The organism is Phyllobacterium myrsinacearum (genome assembly GCF_002980555.1).
Lineage (GTDB): Bacteria > Pseudomonadota > Alphaproteobacteria > Rhizobiales > Rhizobiaceae > Phyllobacterium > Phyllobacterium myrsinacearum.
The window spans coordinates 1371200-1391177 of record NZ_PVBT01000001.1; the positions used below are offsets into that span (position 1 = coordinate 1371200).

The window sequence follows — 19978 nt, forward strand, 5'->3', positions numbered from 1 at the left end:
GGCTAAGCGGCCATAATTCCGCAATATTCATCCTTTGGATACCAAAGTGAGGGGATAATGTGCGAATACGACTTTAGGAGTGCATGCCATGCTCGAATGGGCATCGCGACGGCTACGTGCGGCAGAACCGATTGGCGTTACGAACGGTCCTGAAACACCGGTCATGGACCCGTCCCCCCACAGTGACAAGAGAGCCCCGATTGCGCTGGCCCTGGGCGGCGGCGCGGCGCGCGGCTGGGCACATATCGGCGTGCTGCGCGCGCTCGACGAGGCCGGCATCGAGATTTCGATGATTGCGGGCACCTCGATCGGCGCCCTCGTCGGCGGCTGCTATCTCGGCGGCAAGCTCGACCAGCTGGAGGAATTCGCGCGCAGCCTGACCAAGCGCGGCATTTTCTCGCTGCTGGACCTGCGGTTTGGCGGCAGCGGCCTGTTCGGCGGCATGAAGCTTGACAAGCGCCTGCGCGATCATCTCTCCGAGCTTTCCATCGAAGACCTGCCAAAGCCGTTCATCGCGGTGTGCACGGAAATCAATACCGGCCACGAAATCTGGCTGACGCGCGGCAATCTGATCACCGCCATGCGGGCATCCTATGCCCTGCCCGGCGTGTTCGAGCCGGTTGAATGCAACGGCCGCATCCTGGTGGACGGTGCGCTGGTCAATCCGGTGCCGGTTTCCGTCTGCCGTTCCTACGAACAACCGCTGGTGGTGGCGGTGAACCTGCATTACGACCAGTTCGGCCGTGCCGCTGTGATCAAGCATTCCGCTGGAGCACCGCTTGCCGCCGATGCGGAACGCGAGGGCGCGGTGGCGCATTTCCGTGCGGCGCGGGCCACGCGGCTTGGCATTACCGGCGTGATGATGGAATCGTTCAACATCATTCAGGACCGGATTTCCCGCGCCCGCATGGCCGGCGATCCGCCTGACATCGCGCTGCTGCCGAAAATCGGCCATGTGGGGCTTGCCGAGTTTCACCGCGCCGACGAGGCGATCAAACTCGGCTATGAGGAAACCATGGCCCGGCTCGGTGAGCTCGAGCGCATGCAGAAGGTCGTGTTCTGACCCGATCTGTCAGCGCAACCGCTTCAGGCGGTTGCGATGTAACTGCGAATTTCCTGGGACTCGCGCTCCACTTCCTCGATGCGCAGCTTGACCACGTCGCCGATGGACACGATGCCGTGCAACTGGCCATCCTTCTCGACCGGCAAGTGGCGGAAACGGCCGCGGGTCATCATTTCCATGACCTGATTGACCGTATGCCTTTCCGTGCACACGCTGACCTTGATGGTCATGATTTCGGAAACGGGACGCCAGAGCACATCGGCGCCATCGGCAGCAAGGGCGCGCACGACGTCGCGCTCGGAGAGAATGCCCTTGATGGCCTTCTTGTCATCGACGATGACAATGGCGCCGATCTTATGCTTTGCAAGTGCGGCGACCGCGTCGCCAAGGGTCGTTTCCGGTGCTGCACTAAAAACGTCGTAGCCTTTGCGTTCCAGTATCATTTTGACTGTCATGTACGTCCTCCTTGCACATAAGTCCTAACGCTGACCGCCGCGATCCTCCTTTATCCCGCCGGTCAATGCGCCATGGTGCGCGTATGTTGCCGCCAATGCAACAGCTTTGCAATCATACCAGCAATTCAGCGCCGGTCGCTGCGGTCAAACAGGGCAATGCCCAGAAAACCGATGAGAAAGCCCCCAATATGCGCCTCCCAGGCAATGGTGGCGGACTCCCCCGGCGCCACGGCGAAGAGGCCGGTGCCGATATTGGTGATGAACCAGACGGCGACGAAAACAAGAACGGTGCGGGTTTGCAGCGCGACGGCAATCGGCAGGATCGGCCCGGTAAAGGCTGCGGAATTGCGCTGGGTGGAACGGCGGAAACCGAAACGCGCGGCCGCCCCCATCATGCCGGATATGGCGCCGGAGGCACCGACCAGGGGAATTTGACTGTCGGGGTAAATGGCAAAATGCATCATGACGGCAGCAACCGCGGTGACGATCCAGAACAGCGAGGTGCGCAGCGGCCCGATGCGCGCCGCCAGCGGCGAGCCGAAGGCGGCAAGCCAGACCATGTTCAGCGCTATATGGGCAAAACTGCCATGCATGAAGGAATAGGTGATGGCGGTCAGCCAGGCGGCGGGCGAATGCCATCCGCCAAACTGGGAAAACCGGGCTGGAATGAAGGCGTAGTCGAGCAGAAAATTATTGTCCTGCGCCTCGGTCAGCACATAGGTCTCGACCAGAAACACCGCCGCGCAGATCGCGAATATGGCGAGGATCACGCCGGGAATGTTGAAGATCGGCTCGCGGGCCGGTGCTTGATCAGGGGTGCTCATAGGTCAGTCATTCTTCCCGCAGCCGATTCATGGAAACTGTGCTTAGCAGCAAACTCTCCAAACAAAAATAAGGCCGTTCAATGATGTTGAACGGCCTCAAGCTGGATACATGAACATAGAACTCTACTCGCCCCCCTTATCGCATACCGGCAGCACAGGCTCAATCTAAACCATTTGTTAACCTTAATCGCTCCCTGCGGTGGACGCCGCCGCTTCGCCAATGGCGCTTCCCGGCCGCCGGTGCCAAAGTGCCGGCATTACCAAAGCCTGCGATATTGGATGGTGCGCGATGCAACGCGCTCACCACCCGAACAGGCATGGCAACAGGAAGCGGCAGATGCGGCACGACGGAACCAGCGAGATCTTCGCCTACTGGAATGATCTGCGCGGCACCCGCGCAGCGCCGGAACGGCGTGAGATTTCACCCGCCCTCATCCGCTCGCGCCTGTCCGACACGTTCATCCTGCGTGCCAGCGGCCCCGGCGAAGCGCGGTTCCGGCTGGCGGGAACCCGTATCTGTTCGATCTATGGCCGCGAACTGAAAGGCCAGAGCTTCAGCTCCATCTGGCAGGCCAAGGACAAGGCCGTCATCGCGCGCATCGTCGCCAGCAGCCTGACCAGCAAGACCGTCGTCCAGTCGGCCTATGAGGGCAAGAGCAGCCGCGGGCGCAAAATGCTGTTCAATCTCATCCTGCTGCCCCTCGCCAACGAGGTGCATGAACGGCATCTTCTCGGCATGATCGCACCGGCAGGCAAGCCGTTCTGGCTGGAATCCGACGCGATCATCGAAAACAGCCTGCGCTCGATCTCGATGATCGATCCGCGCAAACCGGCCAACAGGCCTGCCGGTGGCCACCGGGCTGAAGATCATAAACCCCTGATATCCAATACACTCCTGCCTGCTCCCAGCGGCAGCCGCCGGGTCAGGCATCTCATGGTCTTCGACGGCGGGAAAATCTTGGATTAGAGCAAGTTTTGTTTATACGGAGCCGTTCTGCCGGAGGGAATTTGGTTCAAGGTCGAGGGGTTTGGCGAGACCGATGTCTTTCCATCGGGCGAAGCCGAAGCCCGATGGAATTGGGCCAAATTCACCCGGCCCTCCGGGTTTCCGGCTGGCGGACACCCACTTTGTCAGGCAGCTTCGTCCGATGGGTAAACATCGGCCTCGCTACCTTCCGCGTGGATTGTCTCGCCATCCGAGAAACAGAACTGGCTTCGTATAAACAAAATTTGCTCTAGGTTAGTAAAACCTAAGCAAGACGTGCATCTGTTACATCGCCGTTAAGACTTGTGTTCTAATCTTTAGACATAAAGATCATTATAAGCTTTCGGACACACTTCATGCATCTGACCCGTGACGATTCAACCCAGACCATCGCCACGACGGGAAAATTCCATCGCGTGAAGGTCGAGCTCTACGGCCGTTTCATGCTGGAGGACCGGACCGAGCATGTCGGCCAGATCAGTGAAATGTCGCCGGGCGAAGCCCTGTTCACCACCGAGGTCATGGCCGCCCCGGGCGAGCGCGTCATTGCCTATGTCGATCACATCGGCCGCATCGAGGGCACGGTGGAGCGCCTCGTCAGCAACGGCTTTTACCTTTCGCTCGTCGCATCGGAGCGCAAGAAGAACAAGATCGCGGCACAGCTGACCTGGCTTGCCAACAAGCATGAGCTGGACATGCCGGAAGACCGGCGCCACCAGCGCATCGCGCCGCGCAATCCCATTGCCAAGCTCGGCATGGCGGATGGCCGCGAATATCCCTGCCGCATCATCGATTTGTCGATCTCCGGCGCGGCGGTCGAAATCCGCATGCGCCCTGCCCTGCACAGCCAGGTCGTTCTCGGCACCATGCGCGGGCGCGTCGTGCGCCATTTCGAGGAAGGCATTGCCATCGAATTCGCCACGGTCCAGAGCCGCGAAGCCATCGAACTCTCCCTGCAGAATTAAATCTCCCTTGCTTGGTTACCAAATGACTTCAGCGCGCACTCCGTGTATTGGAGAGCCTTAAGCAATCATAAATGATTGTTTTATGAGAAAAACCAAACTTTAACCGGTATATACCTTGTATACTTCATTCAATTCTTACTTTAAATAAAACAGTAACATTCAATAATACATTGCAACGCGCAATAGTTTATTTTTTGCTACCCGCATTGTTCAGATTTACTGCTTCAGATTTCCATCAGATCAAGGTCTGCATGTCATTGTCGCCTCAACCGGGGAGACGACGGTATGATAAAAAGCATAATTCTTGCGGGCGCAGCCCTTCTGTTGATGAGCATAGGCACCCAGGCGGGTCCGGCACGGTCCACGGCGACGGTGATGCAGACCGGCGGGCGCACATCGCAGCCCATCGGCCATTACGACTTCTGCCAGATTTACAAGGACGAATGCCGCATCCGCAGCATCAGCGATACGCCGGTAAGCCTGACGCCAAAGCTCTGGGCGCAGCTGGTTCAGGTCAACACCCAGGTCAACACGGATATCAAGCCGGCGACCGATATGGAAATCTGGGGCAAGGAAGAGGTCTGGTCCTATCCGACCACAGTTGGCGACTGTGAAGACTATGTGCTGCTCAAGCGCCGGATGCTGATGCAGCGTGGCCTGCCCGTCAGTTCGCTGCTGATCACCGTCGTGCGCCAGATGAATGGCGAAGGCCATGCGGTTCTGACCGTACGCACCGACCGGGGCGACTATATCCTCGACAATCTGGAACCGCAGATCAAGCCGTGGAACGAAACGAGCTATGACTATCTGAAGCGCCAGTCGACGCAGTATACCGGCGCATGGGTATCGATCACCGACGACCGCCAGGTTCTGGTCGGCAGCATCGGGAAATAATGCCGGACGAGGTCAGCTGACCTCAAGCCCGCGCATGAAGCGCCGGCCGTTCTCGACATAATGGGCGGCGGAAAGCCGGAGCTGCTCGATGGCAGCATCGTCCAGCGTGCGGATGACCCGCGCCGGCGATCCGACAATCAGCGCATTGTCGGGGAACTCCTTGCGCTCCGTCACCAGCGCCCCGGCACCAACCAGCGAATTCCTGCCGATTTTTGCGCCGTTCAGAATGATGGCGCCGATGCCGATCAGCGTGTTCTCGCCGATGGTGCAGCCATGCAGCATGGCGCGGTGGCCGATGGTGCAGCCCTCGCCGATATCAAGGGGATAGCCCATATCCGTATGCATCACCGTATGTTCCTGCACATTGGTGTTGCGGCCGACATGGATCCGTTCATTGTCGCCGCGCAGAACGGCACCGAACCAGATGCCGGCATTTTCGCCGAGAAAGACCTTGCCGACCAGCGTCGCGTCGGGCGCGATCCAGTTGGATTTCCGGTGTTCAAATTCGGGCGCGTGGCCGTCGAGCGTGAATAGGGGCATCGTTCCTCCTGAGATTCTGTGCGGCAAGCTTAGCGAGCTGCCGCCCGCTTGGCGATGCCGATACGAGTACAACTTTCACGTGTGGTTAACCATAAATCAGCACTTTAACGTTAGTCTCCCCATCAACCAAGGCAACAGGACCTGAAGGTTGATGCAGACTTCCGCACAGCGCGTGGAATCGATAACGGGCAGCCCCTTTCTGCAACGCCTTTTCTATGGCGCGGCGGCGCTGGCGCTCCTGACCGTGGTGCTGGTCGTTGCCGGACATTATGTCGGCCACACGATTTCCCTTGGCGGGCATACGGAAGACACCGATGTGCATGAGGTCGTCATCGGCAACAGCGTGCTGGCGCTGCCGGCCAACACCATTCGCTTCCGGGCGCAGCGGCGCGACGGCGTGGCACAGCGGGTTGACCTTTATCTGCACTGGCCCGACATGCAGGGTTACCGGCCGGAATTCATCCGGGATTTCAACGGTGCAGGGGACAAGAAAGCGCTGCTCTTCCTGACGTTCGAGCCGCGCGCAACCTCGCGCGACATGTCCGGCCGCTACGGTCCGGTCTACAGTACCCTGACGGACGGCCCCGGCATCAAAGGTCCGGCGGGCCTCACCATCCAGAATTTTCGAGCCACCAGCGGTTTCGTCAGCGAGCAGCTCATCTCCTCACCGGAAAGCAAGGGCCGCAGCTTCTTTGTGGCGCGCTGCCTCGATGAAGCAACATCGAAAAGCAACCTCGCCTCCTGCCAGCGCGATGTTTTCATCGGTGAGGATTTGCAGCTGACCTACCGTTTCCCGCGCGAATTTCTCGCCAACTGGCAGGAATTGGAGCAAAAGGTCCTGGCCTTTGCCGAGGGTCACCTCAAGACACCGAAGTGACGCCTCCATTTTCAAACGGCATTTACCGTCAGAGATCCATGTCGAGAATGGCCATGGAGAAGTTGTAGGACAGTTCGCCCTCATCTTCGTCCTTGTAGATCAGGCCGAGAAATTCATCGCCAAGATAGAGTTCAGCCGAATCGTCCTTGCGGGGACGGGCCTTTACCGTGAGTTCCGTGTTTCTGAATGTACGCTTGAAATAGCTGTCGAGTTTTTTCAGTTCTTCGGGTTTCACGCGGTTTCTCCTGTCGAATGCAAAATAGTGAAGCGGGCTTGTGGCATGCAGCAACCGGCCCTGTAAAGGGCCGGTGCAGTCGTTTCAATCGCTGAAGCGCCCGGTTTCAGTCGAAATTGGTGATGAGCTGGTCCATGGCGCGCGACGGTTCGGCGCAGCCGGTTTCGCCAACGACGCGGGCGGGAACCCCGGCGACGGTGACATTGTGCGGCACGGGCTTGAGCACCACGGACCCGGAGGCAACTTTCGAGCAATGGCCGATTTCGATATTGCCAAGAATGTTGGCTCCGGCGCCGATCAGCACGCCGTGGCGAATTTTTGGATGACGGTCGCCGGTTTCCTTGCCGGTGCCGCCGAGGGTGACACCCTGCAGGATCGACACATTGTCCTCGATGACGGCGGTCATGCCGACGACGATGCCGGTGGCATGGTCGAAGAACACGCCCTGCCCCATCGGCACGGCGGGATGGATATCGGTCTGAAACACCGAGGACGAGCGGCTCTGCAGATAGAGGGCAAAGTCCTTGCGGCCCTCATTCCACAGCCAGTTGGCCAGCCGGTGCGTCTGGATCGCCTGGAACCCCTTGAAATAGAGGATCGGCTCGATGAAGCGGGTGCAGGCGGGATCGCGATCATAGACGGCCTGGATGTCGACGCGCAGAATCTGCGACCAGGATGGCGTGGCGTCCATCATCGCGGTAAAGGTCTGGCGCAGCAGCTCCGATTCCACATCGGGATGATCGAGCCGCTGCGAAATGCGGTGAATGACCGCCTGCTCCAGCGACTGGTGGTTGAGAATCGTGGTGTACAGGAACGTCGCCAGCAGCGGCTCCTGACGGATGGTTTCCTCGGCTTCGGCACGGATGGACAGCCAGATCGGATCCATCTGCTTGACCGATCCGGTCATTTTCATCGGGTTGCTTGCGGACATGTCCTACTCCAGGCAATCAGCCAATCGTCTTGCGTTGCCACCAGCATACGGCAAAAGCGATGTGTTGACACCTCAAATTCAGCGGACTGAAACAGTGTCGCGGTTTACACCGCCGCCCTCAGAGCGGATGGGCTTTCAAAAACCTGAGCACGGCTTCCTTGAACACTTTGTCGCCGACGGCAAGCATGTGATCGCGGTTGGGGATATCGATGGCTTCGCCCTGCGGCATCAGCGCCGCCAGCCGCTGCGGGCTGCCGCCAATGTCGTCCCTGGTTCCCACTGCCACCAGCGCGGGCTGGGTGATGCGCGCCATATTGGCTTCGCTGATTTCCTCCTTGGAGGTGATGACGCAGGCCGCCAGGGCGATCTTGTCGCTTCTGGTCTTGTCGGCGAACATGCGGAACATTTTTCCGCGCGGATGCGTCACCGTTTCGGCGTCTTGCGCCAGCAGTGCCTCGGCGATGGGGGTCCAGTCGCCCGCGCCTTCCACCATGCCGATGCCAAGCCCGCCGAAAATCACGTCATGCACCAGTTCGGGATGTTCCAGCGCCAGGAAAGCGGTGATGCGCGCGCCCATGGAATAGCCCATCACATGGGCTTTGGCGATGCCGAGATGCCTGAGCAGGGCCGCGGCATCGCCCGCCATCAGGGTTGGCGTATACAGCGATTTTTCGTGCGGCTTGTCCGACTGGCCATGGCCGCGATTGTCGATGGCGATGGTCCGGTAGCCCGCAGCAGTCAGGGCCGGCACCCAGCCGGGCTGCACCCAATTGTAGAAGTGCGACGAGGCAAAACCATGGATCAGCAGGACCGGTTCGCCCGCGCCCTCATCGAGATATGCGAGCTTCAGTCCGTCATTTTCAAAAAACTGCATATCAAACCTATTTCTTGCTGCAGGTACCGCAGACCGCCGCAATCGCGGGGTGGCGGACCTTGTCGCCGACCGCAACACCGAGCCGCCGGGCCGTGCCCGCCTTGACTTCGATGACGAACCGCGCCGGACCGCCGGAGGAAATCGTCGTGCGGGAAAACGGCACCGCATTGGCGCGAATTGCCGACACACGGCCGTTTTCATCGAGGAAAATCATGTCGAGCGCCGAAGGGGTATTCTCCATCCACATGGTGACGAGACGGCTGTCCTCGAACACGAACAGCATGGCGCTGTTGTCCTTGAGGTCGGTGCGGAACATCAGTCCGCGCTCGCGCGCCTCGTCGGTATCGGCCACCTCGACCTGGAAGGGAACATCGCCTTTGGCGGTGTTGATCACCAGCGGCGCCGCATCGATGGGCAGATGCATCGGCTGCTGGTCGGCGGCGGGCGCGGCCGTTGCGGCGAAGACCAGCGCAAGGAGGCCGATCAGCAAAGACCGGCACACGCGCAAGAGCCTGTTCATGGGATGTCTTAGTGGGATGCCGGCAGCTGCGTGCCGATATCCGGGTGAATTTCCGAAGCCATCAGGCCCTTGTCGCCATTGCCGAAGCGGATCAGCACCACCTGTCCCGGGCGCAGTTCGGTCAGGCCGAAGCGGCGCAGGGTTTCCATATGGATGAAAATATCCTCGGTGCCTTCGCCGCGGGTAAGGAACCCAAAGCCCTTGGTGCGGTTGAACCACTTGACCAGAACCCGCTCCAGTCCGCTCGACGGCGTGACGGAGACATGGGTGCGCACCGGCGGCAGTTCGGTCGGGTGAACGGCGGTGGAACTGTCCATGGACAGCACGCGGAAGCACTGCATGCCGCGCTCGCCCTGCTTGACTTCGCAGACGACGCGCGCGCCTTCGAGCGCGGTCTGGAAACCGTCGCGGCGCAGGCAGGTCACATGCAGCAGAATATCAGGCAGATCAGCATTGTCGGGGATTACAAAACCATATCCCTTGGCGACGTCGAACCATTTGATAGCGCCCGCAACCTCGATGAGGTCGAGGCCATCGGCTAATTGTTCATCATCGGGGGAATGCCGGGCTGATACTGGTCTGTCTGACATGAAGCGAGCCCCTCCTCTCCTGAAAGCAACCACTGATTCTCTTCATTCAGAATAACACCTGTCCGATGGATGAGGGCAAGTATCATCTGGCTGTTTTTGTTGAAAAACAGGTGCAAATCTTGTGATCACCGGTTCAACCACCCGTTGCATGCATGTCAATTTGTGACGTCATGAAAATAATGTTACCAAAAAGATGTAGGCGCGCAGCCTGGGCGATCGCATGATGGACCCGGTGGCAATTGCACGATGAACCCGGCAATTGGACGGTTGCTGCCGCCTTTCACACACTGACGCACACATCAAGGGAAAACGATGCGCTATCTTCACACAATGGTCCGCGTCCGCGATATCGATGAATCGCTGGATTTCTACTGCAACAAATTCGGCCTTGAGGAAATTCGGCGTACGGAAAACGAAAAAGGCCGTTTCACGCTGATTTTCCTGGCTGCTCCCGACGATAAGGGCCGCGCCGTGGCCGAACGGGCGCCGGAACTGGAACTGACCTATAACTGGGACCCGGAAACCTATACGGGCGGGCGCAATTTCGGCCACCTCGCCTATGTCGTCGAGAATATCTACGCCACCTGCCAGAAGTTGCAGGACAGCGGCGTCATCATCAACCGCCCGCCCCGCGACGGCAACATGGCCTTCGTCCGCTCGCCCGACGGCATTTCCATCGAAATCCTGCAGAAGGGCGCACCGCTGCCGCCGCAGGAACCCTGGCTGTCAATGCCGAACACCGGCAGCTGGTAATTTTATGCCGACGCCACCGCCGTCCTCAACGGGGCGGCGGTGACGGATGGTGTTTGATGCAAGGTCGCGGGCTGCAAAGTTAGCCAAAATGATAGCTGCCAAGCTGATCGGAAATGTTGCAGAATAGAGTTTCTTGCAATCCTCGTCGTCCCTCATGGTGAGCTTCCTGAGCGTGCCGAAGCGCGAACCACGCACCGCACGCCTTGCAAATGGCGACTGGAAGGAAAGGGAGCCTGTGATGAACGGCAAACTCAAAAACCTGCTCCCTTTCAGCGATGAGGAGGAAGTCCGGATACAGCGGGGCATTGCCGAAGATGCGGACAATCCCGAACTGACCGATGAGGAAATGCGGCAGATGCGGCCGTTCAGGGAGGTGTTTCCCGAACTTGCGCGTGAAATCGACAAGGAGATCGCCGCGCGCAGCCGCCCGGAAAGATGAAGGGAAGCTCATCTGATGGCTGTCAAACGCGAATTGCAGAAAGCGTTCCAACCGGACCGCGGCTATACAAGAGAAGACTGGGATGCCGTCGACAACCCCGAACTGACCGACGACGAAATGCGGCAGATGCGGCCGTTCAGGGAGGTGTTTCCCGAACTTGCGCGTGAAATCGACAAGGAAATCGCCGCGCGTGGCCGCCCGACACGAAGAACGTGATTACTCCTGAGCAAATACGCGGTGCACGGGCGATGCTGGGTCTGACCCAGGCGGAACTGGCTACACTGGCTGGCCTGTCGACAACCGGTCTCAACAATATCGAACGCGGTCTGGCCGACCCCAAGGCGTCCACTTTGCGGGCTATTCAAGCGGCGCTTGAAGCCAAGTCCGTGGTCTTCCTCGCCGATGGCCAGACGGTCGATGGCGGGCCGGGCGTCAGGCTGAAATAGCATGACGCTCTCCCCCGCGCAGTGCCGCGCTGCACGCGCCCTGATTGGCTGGTCGCAATCCAGGCTTGCGGAGGTGGCAAAGGTTGCACCGGCGACCATTGCAACCTTCGAAACCGGCAAACGCATCCCCTATGACCGGACGCTTGATGATCTCAAGAATGCCTTGTCGGCCGCCGGCGTGGTCTTTCTCGACAAGGGCGCCGAGCGTGCCGGCGGCGCAGGGGTGCGGCTGGCGGATTAGCGCATTTCACGTCTGCAGCTAAAACAGTTTGCCAAATGGAAAACTTTTGTCTATAGTTCTCCATATGGAAAACTATCAGACTTCGCTGGATGCCGCCTTTCACGCCCTCGCCGACCCCACCCGCCGGGCCGTGGTCAGCCGCCTGACCCGCGGCCCTGCCCCGGTCAAGGAACTGGCGGAACCCTTTGCCATGGGATTGCCGTCCTTCATGAAGCACCTGCGGGTGCTTGAGGCCGACGGGCTGATCCATTCCAGAAAGACCGGCCGCGTGCGCACCTGCTGGGTGGATACCGAAAGGCTCGCGGCCGCTGAAACCTGGCTCGCCGAGCAGCGGGCCCTCTGGCAGGGCCGGGCGGACCGGCTGGCCGATTATGTGGAAACCCAGATGAACGGGAGTGTTGACGATGCCGGCTAACCCATCCGAACTGACCATTGCGCGTTTCATCAAGGCGCCGCCCGCCCTCGTGTGGAAGGCCTGGAGCACACCGGAACATCTGGCGAAATGGTGGATCCCCGCCCCCATCGAATGCAAGGTGGTCAAGCTCGATCTTCACCCCGGCGGCGCGTTCGAAACGCGCATGCGCGAGGACGGCGGCGATTTCCAACCGCATGTCGATGGCTGTTTCCTGGAGATCGTGCCGGAAGCAAAACTCGTCTTCACCACCGTCATGACCGGCGGCTGGAAACCGGCCGAACCCTGGCTGGCCCTGACCGCGATCATCACCTTCGAGGCGGAGGGCAGCGGCACCCGCTACGCCTCGCGCGTTCTGCACAAGGACGCCGCCGACGCCCGCAAGCATGAAGAGATGGGATTTGAGGAGGGCTGGGGCACCGCCATTGGCCAGCTGGCAGCCTTCGTCCAGCAACTGGCCTGAGCTAGTTGCTTGTCCCGGCCCTCGCCTTCAGTTCCCCGGCATAATCGAGTACCATTTTGCGCCGCTCGGGCGTGCCGGGATGGGTTTCCAGCATGCTGGTGGGACTGTGGTCGTTGAGCTTGTCCTCCACCAGCGCGAAGAAGCGGGCAATGGCGGCGGGATCAAACCCGGCCTTCTGCATCAATTCGACGCTGTGCCGGTCGGCGGCGCTTTCATCGGCGCGTGAGTAGGACAAGGCCAGTAAACCGCCGCCCTGCACCAGCACATCATGGGTGCTGCCGCCGATATCGCCGCCGATCAGCATGATCAGCCCGGCAACCCCGGCGGCACGATAGAGCTGGCGCAGGCTGTGTTTCAGCTCCACATGGCCGATTTCATGGGCAAGCACGCCGAGCAGCATTTCCGTGTCGCCATCCGCCAGCTTGACCAGCTGGTCGGTGATGACAACCGTGCCATCCGGCAAGGCAAAGGCATTGGGGCCGATGATGCCGCCATCGCGAAAATTCAGGTTGAAGCCGCCAGCGCCGAGGCCGGATTTGGCCGCGAGTTTCTCAAAACCGTCCTTCAGCCCGGCCTTGTCGGCATCTGTCAGGGTGCTTTGCGAGAAAACCGTGGTGTCGAGCGTTTGCAGCGTTCCCTTCGACATGAGTGCCGGGACAACCGGCGGCGTGACCAGAACGGCAACTTCGACCAGAGCGGGCACGGCAAAGCGGTAAATCGAGAAGGCAAAGGCGAAGGTCAGGAGGACAAGCACCAGCAGCCGGGGGTGGAACCGCTCCAGCCGGTGTATCCACCCGGCGCTGCGCCCCTTTTGCGCCGCCACCAGCGCATCGATGGCGTCATTGTCCATCGTCTCGAAACTGGTCCTGTCGGGATAGGTCAGGCGCCGCGGTATCGATCCGACGCGGTCGCTGATGCCGATCTGGCCGAAGGCGGCGGCGGACAGGATGGTTCCGTCCACGGCAACGACGGATACGGCATCGTCGGCGAAAACCAGACTGGCTCCCCGTCCCGCGCTCGATCCTTCGCGGTACCAGAGGCCTGTCGTCAGTTTCCCCATGTCAGAAACCAAAATCGATACCTTCGATATCCATGAATTCCGAACCGACAGCCGAACCGCTGTCCTTGATATCCGAGAAAATCTCGCCGACATCGCCGTCAAAGACAATAGCCGTATAGTCCGCGTGAAAGCGCGCCAGCCGGACGGCGGCCCAGGGCCGCATCAGGCCGAGTGTGAGGATGGTGACAACCAGATTGGAGACCATCACCCAGGCATAGGTCCAGCGCGGCATGTCGGAGAAGAGGTAATGGCGCCCGTCGAATGTGGTGGCGCTAAAACCGGCATTGCGCACACCCGCCGAATACAGCAGCCCGACAACCGCGTAGAGCAGCAGGACCGGCAGGAGCATGAGATAGAGCGTGACGATGAAGGCGACGTTGCGGGCAGGATCATTGGCAAAGTCATTGGCCTTCAGCGCCTGCAGGCCGGCGGCCGAACCGCCGATGATGATGCCGAGCAGGACAAGGCCGCCGACCGTCAGCACTGCGGGCAGCACCCAGGCGCGGTAGAGCGCACCGAGGGTCGGATCGGGTGAAAACACCTTTCCGCCATAGCGCAGGTTGCCGAGGGTGTAGCGCAGCGTCCACCGGCTGGCGATGGGCGCAAGCAGGCCGAAGCTGAGCCCAGCCACCAGGCTGCTGAGGAAAAAGGCCCGGACAGCGCCCCAGTAACCGCCGGTGAAATCGAAGCGCACATTGCGGTAGCTGGTGACGCGCGCGCTGAAACGCAGGCCGCGTGCGATCAGCCAGGGGATCGCGACGATGAACACCAGGCCGAGCAGTCCGCCAAGGAGCGGCGAAAACCGCAGGAGCAGATTGTAGAGGATGAGATAGCCGACGACGAGGATGCGTCCGATCAGAATCTGTTTCGGCCGGGCATGATAATCGAACCAGCCATCGGCCAGCTTGGTATTGCCGAAGAAATAGCGATTGCGCCGCACCTTTGCCCAGGCAGAATAGATGCCGAGCGTTACAATCGTCAGCAATATATTGACGATCCAGATGCCGAAATACTCTTTGCCGGTGCCGGAAAAGGCAAACCGGTGACCTGTATATTCAGCCGGACGGCCGAACTGTACGTGTGGCGAGCCTTCCATGTTTCCCCCGAAACAGAATTGTCGAACTGGACACTGCGACTTGCTTAGCCCGACTTGGGGCGGGATAGCAATCGCGCGGCCGGAATTTCGCTTCAACAGCCGTTTGATATCGCCGACAAACCGCTTTCACAGGCCGGTTTGTCCTGATATCAGAAATGTCACAATGAGGAGGATGCCATGAAGGATGTGCTGATCGAGCTGGAGCGCCGCAGGACCATTGCGCGGGAGGGCGGCGGCAAGGCGCGGATAGAGGCCCAGCACAAGCGCGGCAAGCTGACGGCGCGCGAGCGCATCGACATTTTTCTCGATGAAGGCTCCTTTGAGGAGTTCGACATGTTCGTCGAACACCGCTCGACCGATTTCGGCATGGAAGAGACAAAATTTGCCGGCGATGGCGTCGTGACCGGCTGGGGCACCATCAACGGGCGCACGGTGTTCGTCTTCGCCAAGGATTTTACCGTGTTCGGCGGCTCGCTGTCCGAAGCGCATGCGGAAAAGGTGCAGAAAATCCAGGACATGGCCCTGCGCAACCGCGCGCCGGTGATCGGGCTTTACGATGCGGGCGGCGCGCGCATCCAGGAGGGCGTGGCGGCGCTCGGCGGCTATGCGGAAATCTTTCAGCGCAATGTGCTTGCATCGGGCGTTATCCCGCAAATCTCCGTCATCATGGGCCCCTGTGCGGGCGGCGATGTCTATTCCCCCGCCATGACCGATTTCATCTTCATGGTGCGCGACACCTCCTACATGTTCGTCACCGGGCCTGATGTGGTGAAGACCGTGACCAATGAAACGGTGACGGCCGAACAGCTGGGCGGCGCGTCGATCCACACCACCAAATCGTCGATTGCCGACGGCGCCTATGACAATGACGTGGCGGCGCTGTTGCAGATGCGCCGCCTCATTGATTTTCTCCCGGCATCCAACACCGCCGATATTCCCGAGATCGAATGTTTCCAGGATACGGATGAACCGGACTATTCGCTCGACCGGCTGGTGCCGGACAATGCCAACAAGCCCTATGACATCAAGGAACTGATCCGCAAAACCGTGGATGAGGCCGACTTTTTCGAGATTCAGGAAAGCTTTGCCAAAAACATCGTCGTCGGCTTCGGCCGCGTCGAGGGCCGCACCGTCGGGATCGTCGGCAACCAGCCGATGGTTCTTGCCGGGGTGCTCGACAGCGATGCCTCGCGCAAGGCGGCGCGCTTCGTCCGCTTCTGCGACTGTTTCAACATTCCCATCGTCACCTTCGTCGATGTGCCGGGCTTCCTCCCCGGTACGGCGCAGGAATATGGCGGCCTGATCAAACATGGCGCCAAGCTTCTGTTCGCCTATGCGGAGGCCACGGTGCCAAAAATCACCATCATCACGCGCAAGGCCTATGGCGGCGCCTATGACGTGATGGCGTCCAAGCATCTGCGCGGCGACATCAATTATGCCTGGCCGTCGGCGCAGATCGCGGTGATGGGTGCCAAGGGCGCGGTGGAAATCATCTACCGCAAGGATATTGGCGATGCGGAGAAAATCGCGGCGCACACGAAACGCTACGAGGACCGGTTCCTGTCGCCATTCGTGGCGGCCGAGCGCGGCTATATCGATGAGGTGATCATGCCCCATTCCACGCGCAAGCGGGTTTCACGGGCACTGCGCATGCTGCGCAACAAGGATCTCGAAAATCCCTGGAAGAAACATGACAATATCCCGCTTTAAGGCGGGATATCGGCAGTTCAAGACAAAAAGAATATCGGGGATTTAACGGCGGAAGCTGAAGCCGCCGCTGGATTCGCGAAGGATCTGCGAGATGGTGCGCTTGTCGCATGGCTCTGCCATTTTGGCGGCGGCCTTGACCATTGTTGCGCTCGACTTCACGCCGACCTTCGGCAATTTGATGACACGTGCTTCAGACGGCGACGACGTTTCTTTATTTATTGTTAGCATTGTTCACACCTCTAGTTAAACTATTCTCGCCAAGAGAATAATCCTGTTTCAGCATGCGTCTGTATTTCGGATGCATTGTGACATTAAGAAAATTCAAACGATTTAACAAATCACTATTTGTATCCGATTTTGACTCTCGTTTGAATAAAACCAATAAATCGTAAAAAGGTTCCCCGTCCGTAAATATCACGCAAATATTACATTATGAAACAACAGTAAAACACCGTTTTGGGGCGGGATTCCTCTACCCTTATGGTTAATGCAGAGGTGTGGCCGGGGGTGAGCGCGTGGTTCAGGGAACCACGCACCAAGGCATTGCAACGGGGGTGAGCGCGTGGCGGCTTAAATGGACTCGATGCCGACCTTGCTCTGGATCTGGTCAATGGTTTCCTTGACGAAGAAGGTCAAACCAGCGGTTGTCGTAACGATGTGTGTTCCTGTCCCGTAAGGGTTGAACGAAACGACATGGGCGAAATTGAGTGTGATGAGATCGCCGTTAACGTCGGTCAGTTTGATCCACATGGCTGTCTTACCTCCCAGTTTGACTGCAGCAGCGGCTTGAACAGACACGCTGCTGCCGTCAAGGAAGCAGGATTCCCGCAATCAGGCAATTCGATTAACGGCATTAGCGGAGATTCTTGCCGTCTATGGTTTCCGGCGATAGTGATAACTGTGGAGTTCGCGCTCGAAACCCAGCGAGGCATAGAGCGCCCGCGCCGGCTGATTGTCGGTGAGAACCTGCAGGCAGGCACCCTCGGCCCCCTCGTCCCGCGCCCAGTCAAGCAAGGTTCCGACCGCCCGCTGGCCATAGCCGCGCTTGCGGTAATCCGCATCGGTGGCAACGGATTCCAGCACGAGCAGGCCGTTGCTGATGGCGCCGTAGGCCTTGGCGACGATCCGGCCATCCATGGTGACGGAGGCAAAAGCCTTTGGCACGACGATGGAGGCGATCATATCGGTAAAAACCGCCTGCTCATCATCCGGCCAGCCGGAGATGCGCTTGCCGTCACGCGCCCAGCCCGGCGTCATCTCACGCGACAGGTCGGCAGCGGCTGCACTGCCCATGCGATGGCGGCTGAGGTCGCAGTGCAAAACCGTGCTGCCGCCCTCGAAGCGGTAGCCGCGCTCGACCAGCATGGCTTCCATGTCATCGGCAATGGTCGGCACCCGGAAAATGTAGTCGCGGCCAAGCGCGCCATAGAGTTTTTCCGCCGCATCGATCACGCCGGCGGGCGCGGCACGCGGTCCGCGCAAGGGGTTGACCGAGTTGGTGCGGCGAACACCGCCGCCGGCAAACCGCATCAGCCAGCCGCCATGCAGAATCTGCCGCGGCGACGGCCACGCATTGAAACAGGCTTCCTCGGCACGCCAGTTCAGATCATCACTCACGTTTCTCTCCTAGACCGCCTGTCCCGCCACCCAGCCGGATGACCAGGCCCACTGAAAATTGTAGCCGCCGAGCCAGCCCGTCACGTCGACCACTTCACCGATGAAGTAGAGGCCTTTGACGGATTTGGCTTCCATCGTCTTCTGGTCGAGCCCATCCGTATCAACACCGCCCAGCGTGACTTCCGCCGTGCGGTAGCCCTCGGACCCCGCCGGTTTGACCTGCCACTCATTGATGGCCTTTTCGACGCCGAGCAACTGCTTGTCGGAGACATCGGCGAGATGGCTGTGGATGCCGCTATTTTCGGCGATCAGCTGCGCCAGCCGCTTCGGCAAAAGCTCCGACAGGGCTGTCTGCAGCGCCTGCCGCCCATTGCGCGCGCGGGCGGCACGCAGCGCGTCAAGGATGTTGACGCCCGGCAGCATGGCGACGCTGATCGTGTCGCCCTCGCGCCAGTAGGACGAAATCTGCAGGATCGACGGACCGCTGAGGCCGCGATGGGTGAAGAGCATGGCTTCGGCAAATTTTGTCTTGCCGTGGCTGACGACGGCATCGACGGAAATACCGGACAGGGGTTTCAAGGGTGCCAGCGTGTTGTCATCGAAGGTCAGCGGCACCAGCGCCGGGCGGATGCCGGTCAGCGCCAGACCGAACTGCTTGGCAACATCATAGCCAAAGCCGGTTGCACCCATTTTGGGGATGGATTTACCGCCGCAGGCCACCACCAGCGAGGTACAGCGCACACGCTCGCCGGACAGCACGACGGTATAACCGTCCGCCGTTGCTTCAATGGACTCCACCACCGTCTGCAACTGCAGATCGACATTGGCCTGCTTCATCTCCGTCACAAGCAGATCGATGATCTGCTTGGCCGAACCGTCGCAGAACAGCTGGCCCAGCGTCTTCTCGTGCCAGGCGATGCCATAGCGGTCGACCAGCGCGATGAAATGGCGCTGGGTGTAGCGGCGCAGCGCGGAAATGCAGAAATGCGGGTTTTTGCTGATGTAGTTCTGCGGGGCAGCGTTGAGATTGGTGAAATTGCAGCGCCCGCCGCCGGAAATGCGGATCTTGTCGCCCGGCGCCCTGGCGTGATCGACAATGAGCACCGAGCGGCCGCGCTTGCCCGCCTCGACAGCGCACATCATGCCCGCGGCGCCCGCGCCGATGATGAGAACGTCCACCTGCTTCATCATGGCGACGGCAGCAGTTCATCGGTGCGGCCGGTGGCCCAATAGGCGAAAAGCCCGACCCATTCCTTCAGGACGATCGTCAGGTTCTGCAGGGAGTCAATCGGGTTGTCCTGGGCAAAGCCAGGATATTCGATGCCGGAGGTACGGTAATCGGCAGGCCACGGCACCACGTGGAAACCCGCCTTACGGAACAGCCCGACCGAACGGGGCATGTGGAAGGCTGAGGTGACGAGCAGCCATGTCTCACCGGGTTTGATATCAAGCAGTTTTTTGGTGAACTGGGCATTCTCGTAGGTGTTGCGCGATTCATTCTCGAGAACCAGCCGGTCGGCGGACACGCCGAGGGCCGTCAGCAGGCGCGGCGCCGTGGCGGCATCGCCCTCGCCCTCCAGCACCAGCGTACCGCCACCGCCTGTCACCACGACCTTTGCCTCGGGGTAACGCCGCGCCAGCACCGCCGTTTCGACAAAACGGTCGCCGCTGGCGTTCAGCTCATAGCCGCCGCGCACGAGGTTGACCCCGCCTTCAAAACCGCCGCCAAGGACGATGATGCCATCGACATGCGAGGGTGCGGGCGACGGGCGCTGGAACCGGTCTTCCAGCGGATGCAGGAGAAGCGCACCCAGCGAACTCCAGACGGCGAGGCCCAGGATCAGAAATGCGCTGGCGGATGCGGTCATCGCAATGCGCCGCCAGGAGAACCACACGGCAAAAAATGCGAGGCCCATCAGCAGAATGGAAAAATTCAAAGGTTGAGCAACGAACCAGAACAGCTTGGAAACAAAGAAAAACATTGAAAA

The 19978-nt window shown here is 60.0% G+C and carries 28 protein-coding genes and 1 pseudogene; 13 read left to right on the forward strand and 16 right to left on the reverse strand.

Annotated elements, in window-relative coordinates; genetic code table 11:
* Window positions 1-88: 88 nt before the first annotated feature.
* Window positions 89-1063: a patatin family protein gene (locus C5750_RS06690; protein ID WP_165401815.1), complete on the forward strand. Its 975-nt coding sequence runs from the start codon at window positions 89-91 to the stop codon at window positions 1061-1063.
* A 23-nt stretch (window positions 1064-1086) separates the two neighbouring features.
* Here the strand turns inward: C5750_RS06690 and C5750_RS06695 are convergent, their stop codons facing one another.
* Together C5750_RS06695 and C5750_RS06700 are read right to left on the reverse strand one after the other, a co-directional pair.
* Window positions 1087-1518: a CBS domain-containing protein gene (locus C5750_RS06695; RefSeq protein WP_105732988.1), complete on the reverse strand. Its 432-nt coding sequence runs from the start codon at window positions 1516-1518 to the stop codon at window positions 1087-1089.
* A gap of 125 nt (window positions 1519-1643) precedes the next feature.
* The gene (locus C5750_RS06700; RefSeq protein WP_105732989.1) at window positions 1644-2342 is read right to left on the reverse strand and encodes a rhomboid family intramembrane serine protease; all 699 of its coding nucleotides are present in this window, start codon (window positions 2340-2342) and stop codon (window positions 1644-1646) included.
* 337 nt (window positions 2343-2679) lie between these two features.
* On the opposite strand from C5750_RS06700, the gene C5750_RS06705 reads away from it, so the two are divergent.
* The 3 genes from C5750_RS06705 (at window position 2680) to C5750_RS06715 (ending at window position 5186) form a co-directional block, all read left to right on the forward strand.
* Window positions 2680-3309 (forward strand): PAS domain-containing protein, encoded by a 630-nt coding sequence (locus C5750_RS06705; protein ID WP_158531253.1) that lies wholly within the window; start codon window positions 2680-2682, stop codon window positions 3307-3309.
* A 374-nt stretch (window positions 3310-3683) separates the two neighbouring features.
* On the forward strand, window positions 3684-4292 hold the full coding sequence (locus tag C5750_RS06710) for a PilZ domain-containing protein (protein WP_105732991.1): 609 nt from the start codon (window positions 3684-3686) through the stop codon (window positions 4290-4292).
* Between the two features lie 285 nt (window positions 4293-4577).
* Window positions 4578-5186: a transglutaminase-like cysteine peptidase gene (locus tag C5750_RS06715; protein ID WP_105732992.1), complete on the forward strand. Its 609-nt coding sequence runs from the start codon at window positions 4578-4580 to the stop codon at window positions 5184-5186.
* A gap of 12 nt (window positions 5187-5198) precedes the next feature.
* Here the strand turns inward: C5750_RS06715 and C5750_RS06720 are convergent, their stop codons facing one another.
* Window positions 5199-5726 (reverse strand): gamma carbonic anhydrase family protein, encoded by a 528-nt coding sequence (locus C5750_RS06720; RefSeq protein WP_105732993.1) that lies wholly within the window; start codon window positions 5724-5726, stop codon window positions 5199-5201.
* Between the two features lie 151 nt (window positions 5727-5877).
* Here C5750_RS06720 and C5750_RS06725 point away from each other — a divergent pair, with 151 nt between their 5' ends.
* On the forward strand, window positions 5878-6603 hold the full coding sequence (locus C5750_RS06725; RefSeq protein WP_105732994.1) for a hypothetical protein: 726 nt from the start codon (window positions 5878-5880) through the stop codon (window positions 6601-6603).
* A 28-nt stretch (window positions 6604-6631) separates the two neighbouring features.
* On the opposite strand, the gene C5750_RS06730 is transcribed toward C5750_RS06725, so the two are convergent.
* The 5 genes from C5750_RS06730 to C5750_RS06750 form a co-directional block, all read right to left on the reverse strand.
* Entirely contained in the window at window positions 6632-6838 is a 207-nt protein-coding gene (locus tag C5750_RS06730) for a DUF3126 family protein (protein ID WP_105733161.1), read from the reverse strand.
* A gap of 106 nt (window positions 6839-6944) precedes the next feature.
* Window positions 6945-7769: a serine O-acetyltransferase gene (gene cysE, locus C5750_RS06735; RefSeq protein ID WP_105732995.1), complete on the reverse strand. Its 825-nt coding sequence runs from the start codon at window positions 7767-7769 to the stop codon at window positions 6945-6947.
* A gap of 118 nt (window positions 7770-7887) precedes the next feature.
* Entirely contained in the window at window positions 7888-8643 is a 756-nt protein-coding gene (locus tag C5750_RS06740; RefSeq protein WP_105732996.1) for an alpha/beta fold hydrolase, read from the reverse strand.
* 7 nt (window positions 8644-8650) lie between these two features.
* A complete protein-coding gene (locus C5750_RS06745) occupies window positions 8651-9163 on the reverse strand; it encodes a DUF192 domain-containing protein (protein ID WP_105732997.1) in 513 nt (170 codons plus the stop codon).
* 8 nt (window positions 9164-9171) lie between these two features.
* Complete coding sequence (locus C5750_RS06750) at window positions 9172-9753, reverse strand: cold-shock protein (RefSeq protein WP_105732998.1); 582 nt, start codon at window positions 9751-9753, stop codon at window positions 9172-9174.
* 312 nt (window positions 9754-10065) lie between these two features.
* On the opposite strand from C5750_RS06750, the gene C5750_RS06755 reads away from it, so the two are divergent.
* Window positions 10066-10506, forward strand: coding sequence for a VOC family protein (locus tag C5750_RS06755; RefSeq protein ID WP_105732999.1), 441 nt, complete (start codon window positions 10066-10068; stop codon window positions 10504-10506).
* Here the strand turns inward: C5750_RS06755 and C5750_RS26325 are convergent.
* Window positions 10480-10761, reverse strand: coding sequence for a hypothetical protein (locus C5750_RS26325; RefSeq protein WP_130502053.1), 282 nt, complete (start codon window positions 10759-10761; stop codon window positions 10480-10482). The genes C5750_RS06755 and C5750_RS26325 overlap by 27 nt on opposite strands.
* Here C5750_RS26325 and C5750_RS06760 point away from each other — a divergent pair.
* The 6 genes and pseudogenes from C5750_RS06760 to C5750_RS06785 all read left to right on the forward strand — a co-directional run bounded on the left by C5750_RS06760 (window position 10745) and on the right by C5750_RS06785 (window position 12507).
* Window positions 10745-10945, forward strand: a complete 201-nt coding sequence (locus C5750_RS06760; RefSeq protein ID WP_130502052.1) for a hypothetical protein — start codon at window positions 10745-10747, stop codon at window positions 10943-10945. The two genes, C5750_RS26325 and C5750_RS06760, sit on opposite strands and share 17 nt — an antisense overlap.
* Window positions 10946-10960: 15 nt before the next feature.
* Window positions 10961-11161, forward strand: coding sequence for a hypothetical protein (locus C5750_RS06765; RefSeq protein WP_105733001.1), 201 nt, complete (start codon window positions 10961-10963; stop codon window positions 11159-11161).
* Window positions 11158-11391 (forward strand): helix-turn-helix domain-containing protein, encoded by a 234-nt coding sequence (locus C5750_RS06770; RefSeq protein ID WP_105733002.1) that lies wholly within the window; start codon window positions 11158-11160, stop codon window positions 11389-11391. The genes C5750_RS06765 and C5750_RS06770 overlap by 4 nt, the downstream gene beginning before the upstream one ends.
* 1 nt (window position 11392) lies before the next feature.
* Window positions 11393-11626: pseudogene (locus C5750_RS06775) on the forward strand (helix-turn-helix domain-containing protein); the annotation flags it as partial.
* Between the two features lie 52 nt (window positions 11627-11678).
* Window positions 11679-12047 (forward strand): ArsR/SmtB family transcription factor, encoded by a 369-nt coding sequence (locus C5750_RS06780; RefSeq protein ID WP_425350415.1) that lies wholly within the window; start codon window positions 11679-11681, stop codon window positions 12045-12047.
* The gene (locus tag C5750_RS06785) at window positions 12037-12507 is read left to right on the forward strand and encodes an SRPBCC family protein (RefSeq protein ID WP_105733005.1); all 471 of its coding nucleotides are present in this window, start codon (window positions 12037-12039) and stop codon (window positions 12505-12507) included. Before C5750_RS06780 ends, C5750_RS06785 begins: the two co-directional genes overlap by 11 nt.
* Before the next feature lies 1 nt (window position 12508).
* Here C5750_RS06785 and C5750_RS06790 read toward each other — a convergent pair whose 3' ends face one another.
* Both C5750_RS06790 and C5750_RS06795 read right to left on the reverse strand, forming a co-directional pair.
* Window positions 12509-13567: a M48 family metallopeptidase gene (locus C5750_RS06790; protein ID WP_199537971.1), complete on the reverse strand. Its 1059-nt coding sequence runs from the start codon at window positions 13565-13567 to the stop codon at window positions 12509-12511.
* 1 nt (window position 13568) lies between these two features.
* Window positions 13569-14663, reverse strand: a complete 1095-nt coding sequence (locus C5750_RS06795) for a YjgN family protein (protein WP_105733007.1) — start codon at window positions 14661-14663, stop codon at window positions 13569-13571.
* A 177-nt stretch (window positions 14664-14840) separates the two neighbouring features.
* On the opposite strand from C5750_RS06795, the gene C5750_RS06800 reads away from it, so the two are divergent.
* Window positions 14841-16373, forward strand: coding sequence for an acyl-CoA carboxylase subunit beta (locus C5750_RS06800; RefSeq protein ID WP_105733008.1), 1533 nt, complete (start codon window positions 14841-14843; stop codon window positions 16371-16373).
* Between the two features lie 42 nt (window positions 16374-16415).
* On the opposite strand, the gene C5750_RS26330 is transcribed toward C5750_RS06800, so the two are convergent.
* The 5 genes from C5750_RS26330 to C5750_RS06820 form a co-directional block, all read right to left on the reverse strand.
* A complete protein-coding gene (locus C5750_RS26330) occupies window positions 16416-16601 on the reverse strand; it encodes a hypothetical protein (RefSeq protein WP_130269205.1) in 186 nt (61 codons plus the stop codon).
* 342 nt (window positions 16602-16943) lie between these two features.
* Window positions 16944-17123, reverse strand: a complete 180-nt coding sequence (locus C5750_RS06805) for a hypothetical protein (protein ID WP_105733009.1) — start codon at window positions 17121-17123, stop codon at window positions 16944-16946.
* A gap of 123 nt (window positions 17124-17246) precedes the next feature.
* The gene (locus tag C5750_RS06810) at window positions 17247-17990 is read right to left on the reverse strand and encodes a GNAT family N-acetyltransferase (RefSeq protein WP_245420995.1); all 744 of its coding nucleotides are present in this window, start codon (window positions 17988-17990) and stop codon (window positions 17247-17249) included.
* A gap of 9 nt (window positions 17991-17999) precedes the next feature.
* Window positions 18000-19178 carry a BaiN/RdsA family NAD(P)/FAD-dependent oxidoreductase gene (locus C5750_RS06815; protein ID WP_105733163.1) on the reverse strand — a complete coding sequence of 393 codons (1179 nt, stop codon included), beginning with the start codon at window positions 19176-19178 and terminating at the stop codon, window positions 18000-18002.
* Window positions 19178-19972 (reverse strand): YdcF family protein, encoded by a 795-nt coding sequence (locus C5750_RS06820; protein ID WP_105733010.1) that lies wholly within the window; start codon window positions 19970-19972, stop codon window positions 19178-19180. Before C5750_RS06820 ends, C5750_RS06815 begins: the two co-directional genes overlap by 1 nt.
* Window positions 19973-19978: the final 6 nt, after the last annotated feature.

Bases quoted from the DNA above. Each gene is read 5' to 3' on its own strand.
- C5750_RS06710 (WP_105732991.1), top strand. From the start codon at position 3,684: ATGCATCTGACCCGTGACGATTCAACCCAGACCATCGCCACGACGGGA.
- C5750_RS06755 (WP_105732999.1), top strand. From the start codon at position 10,066: ATGCGCTATCTTCACACAATGGTCCGCGTCCGCGATATCGATGAATCG.
- C5750_RS06745 (WP_105732997.1), bottom strand. From the start codon at position 9,163: ATGAACAGGCTCTTGCGCGTGTGCCGGTCTTTGCTGATCGGCCTCCTT.
- C5750_RS06805 (WP_105733009.1), bottom strand. From the start codon at position 17,123: ATGTGGATCAAACTGACCGACGTTAACGGCGATCTCATCACACTCAAT.
- C5750_RS06760 (WP_130502052.1), top strand. From the start codon at position 10,745: ATGAACGGCAAACTCAAAAACCTGCTCCCTTTCAGCGATGAGGAGGAA.
- C5750_RS06815 (WP_105733163.1), bottom strand. From the start codon at position 19,178: ATGAAGCAGGTGGACGTTCTCATCATCGGCGCGGGCGCCGCGGGCATG.
- C5750_RS06785 (WP_105733005.1), top strand. From the start codon at position 12,037: ATGCCGGCTAACCCATCCGAACTGACCATTGCGCGTTTCATCAAGGCG.
- C5750_RS26330 (WP_130269205.1), bottom strand. From the start codon at position 16,601: ATGCTAACAATAAATAAAGAAACGTCGTCGCCGTCTGAAGCACGTGTC.
- C5750_RS06790 (WP_199537971.1), bottom strand. From the start codon at position 13,567: ATGGGGAAACTGACGACAGGCCTCTGGTACCGCGAAGGATCGAGCGCG.
- C5750_RS06795 (WP_105733007.1), bottom strand. From the start codon at position 14,663: ATGGAAGGCTCGCCACACGTACAGTTCGGCCGTCCGGCTGAATATACA.
- C5750_RS06725 (WP_105732994.1), top strand. From the start codon at position 5,878: ATGCAGACTTCCGCACAGCGCGTGGAATCGATAACGGGCAGCCCCTTT.
- C5750_RS06740 (WP_105732996.1), bottom strand. From the start codon at position 8,643: ATGCAGTTTTTTGAAAATGACGGACTGAAGCTCGCATATCTCGATGAG.
- cysE (WP_105732995.1), bottom strand. From the start codon at position 7,769: ATGTCCGCAAGCAACCCGATGAAAATGACCGGATCGGTCAAGCAGATG.
- C5750_RS06695 (WP_105732988.1), bottom strand. From the start codon at position 1,518: ATGACAGTCAAAATGATACTGGAACGCAAAGGCTACGACGTTTTTAGT.
- C5750_RS06705 (WP_158531253.1), top strand. From the start codon at position 2,680: ATGCGGCACGACGGAACCAGCGAGATCTTCGCCTACTGGAATGATCTG.
- C5750_RS06720 (WP_105732993.1), bottom strand. From the start codon at position 5,726: ATGCCCCTATTCACGCTCGACGGCCACGCGCCCGAATTTGAACACCGG.
- C5750_RS06750 (WP_105732998.1), bottom strand. From the start codon at position 9,753: ATGTCAGACAGACCAGTATCAGCCCGGCATTCCCCCGATGATGAACAA.
- C5750_RS06820 (WP_105733010.1), bottom strand. From the start codon at position 19,972: ATGTTTTTCTTTGTTTCCAAGCTGTTCTGGTTCGTTGCTCAACCTTTG.
- C5750_RS06690 (WP_165401815.1), top strand. From the start codon at position 89: ATGCTCGAATGGGCATCGCGACGGCTACGTGCGGCAGAACCGATTGGC.
- C5750_RS06800 (WP_105733008.1), top strand. From the start codon at position 14,841: ATGAAGGATGTGCTGATCGAGCTGGAGCGCCGCAGGACCATTGCGCGG.
- C5750_RS06700 (WP_105732989.1), bottom strand. From the start codon at position 2,342: ATGAGCACCCCTGATCAAGCACCGGCCCGCGAGCCGATCTTCAACATT.
- C5750_RS06715 (WP_105732992.1), top strand. From the start codon at position 4,578: ATGATAAAAAGCATAATTCTTGCGGGCGCAGCCCTTCTGTTGATGAGC.
- C5750_RS06765 (WP_105733001.1), top strand. From the start codon at position 10,961: ATGGCTGTCAAACGCGAATTGCAGAAAGCGTTCCAACCGGACCGCGGC.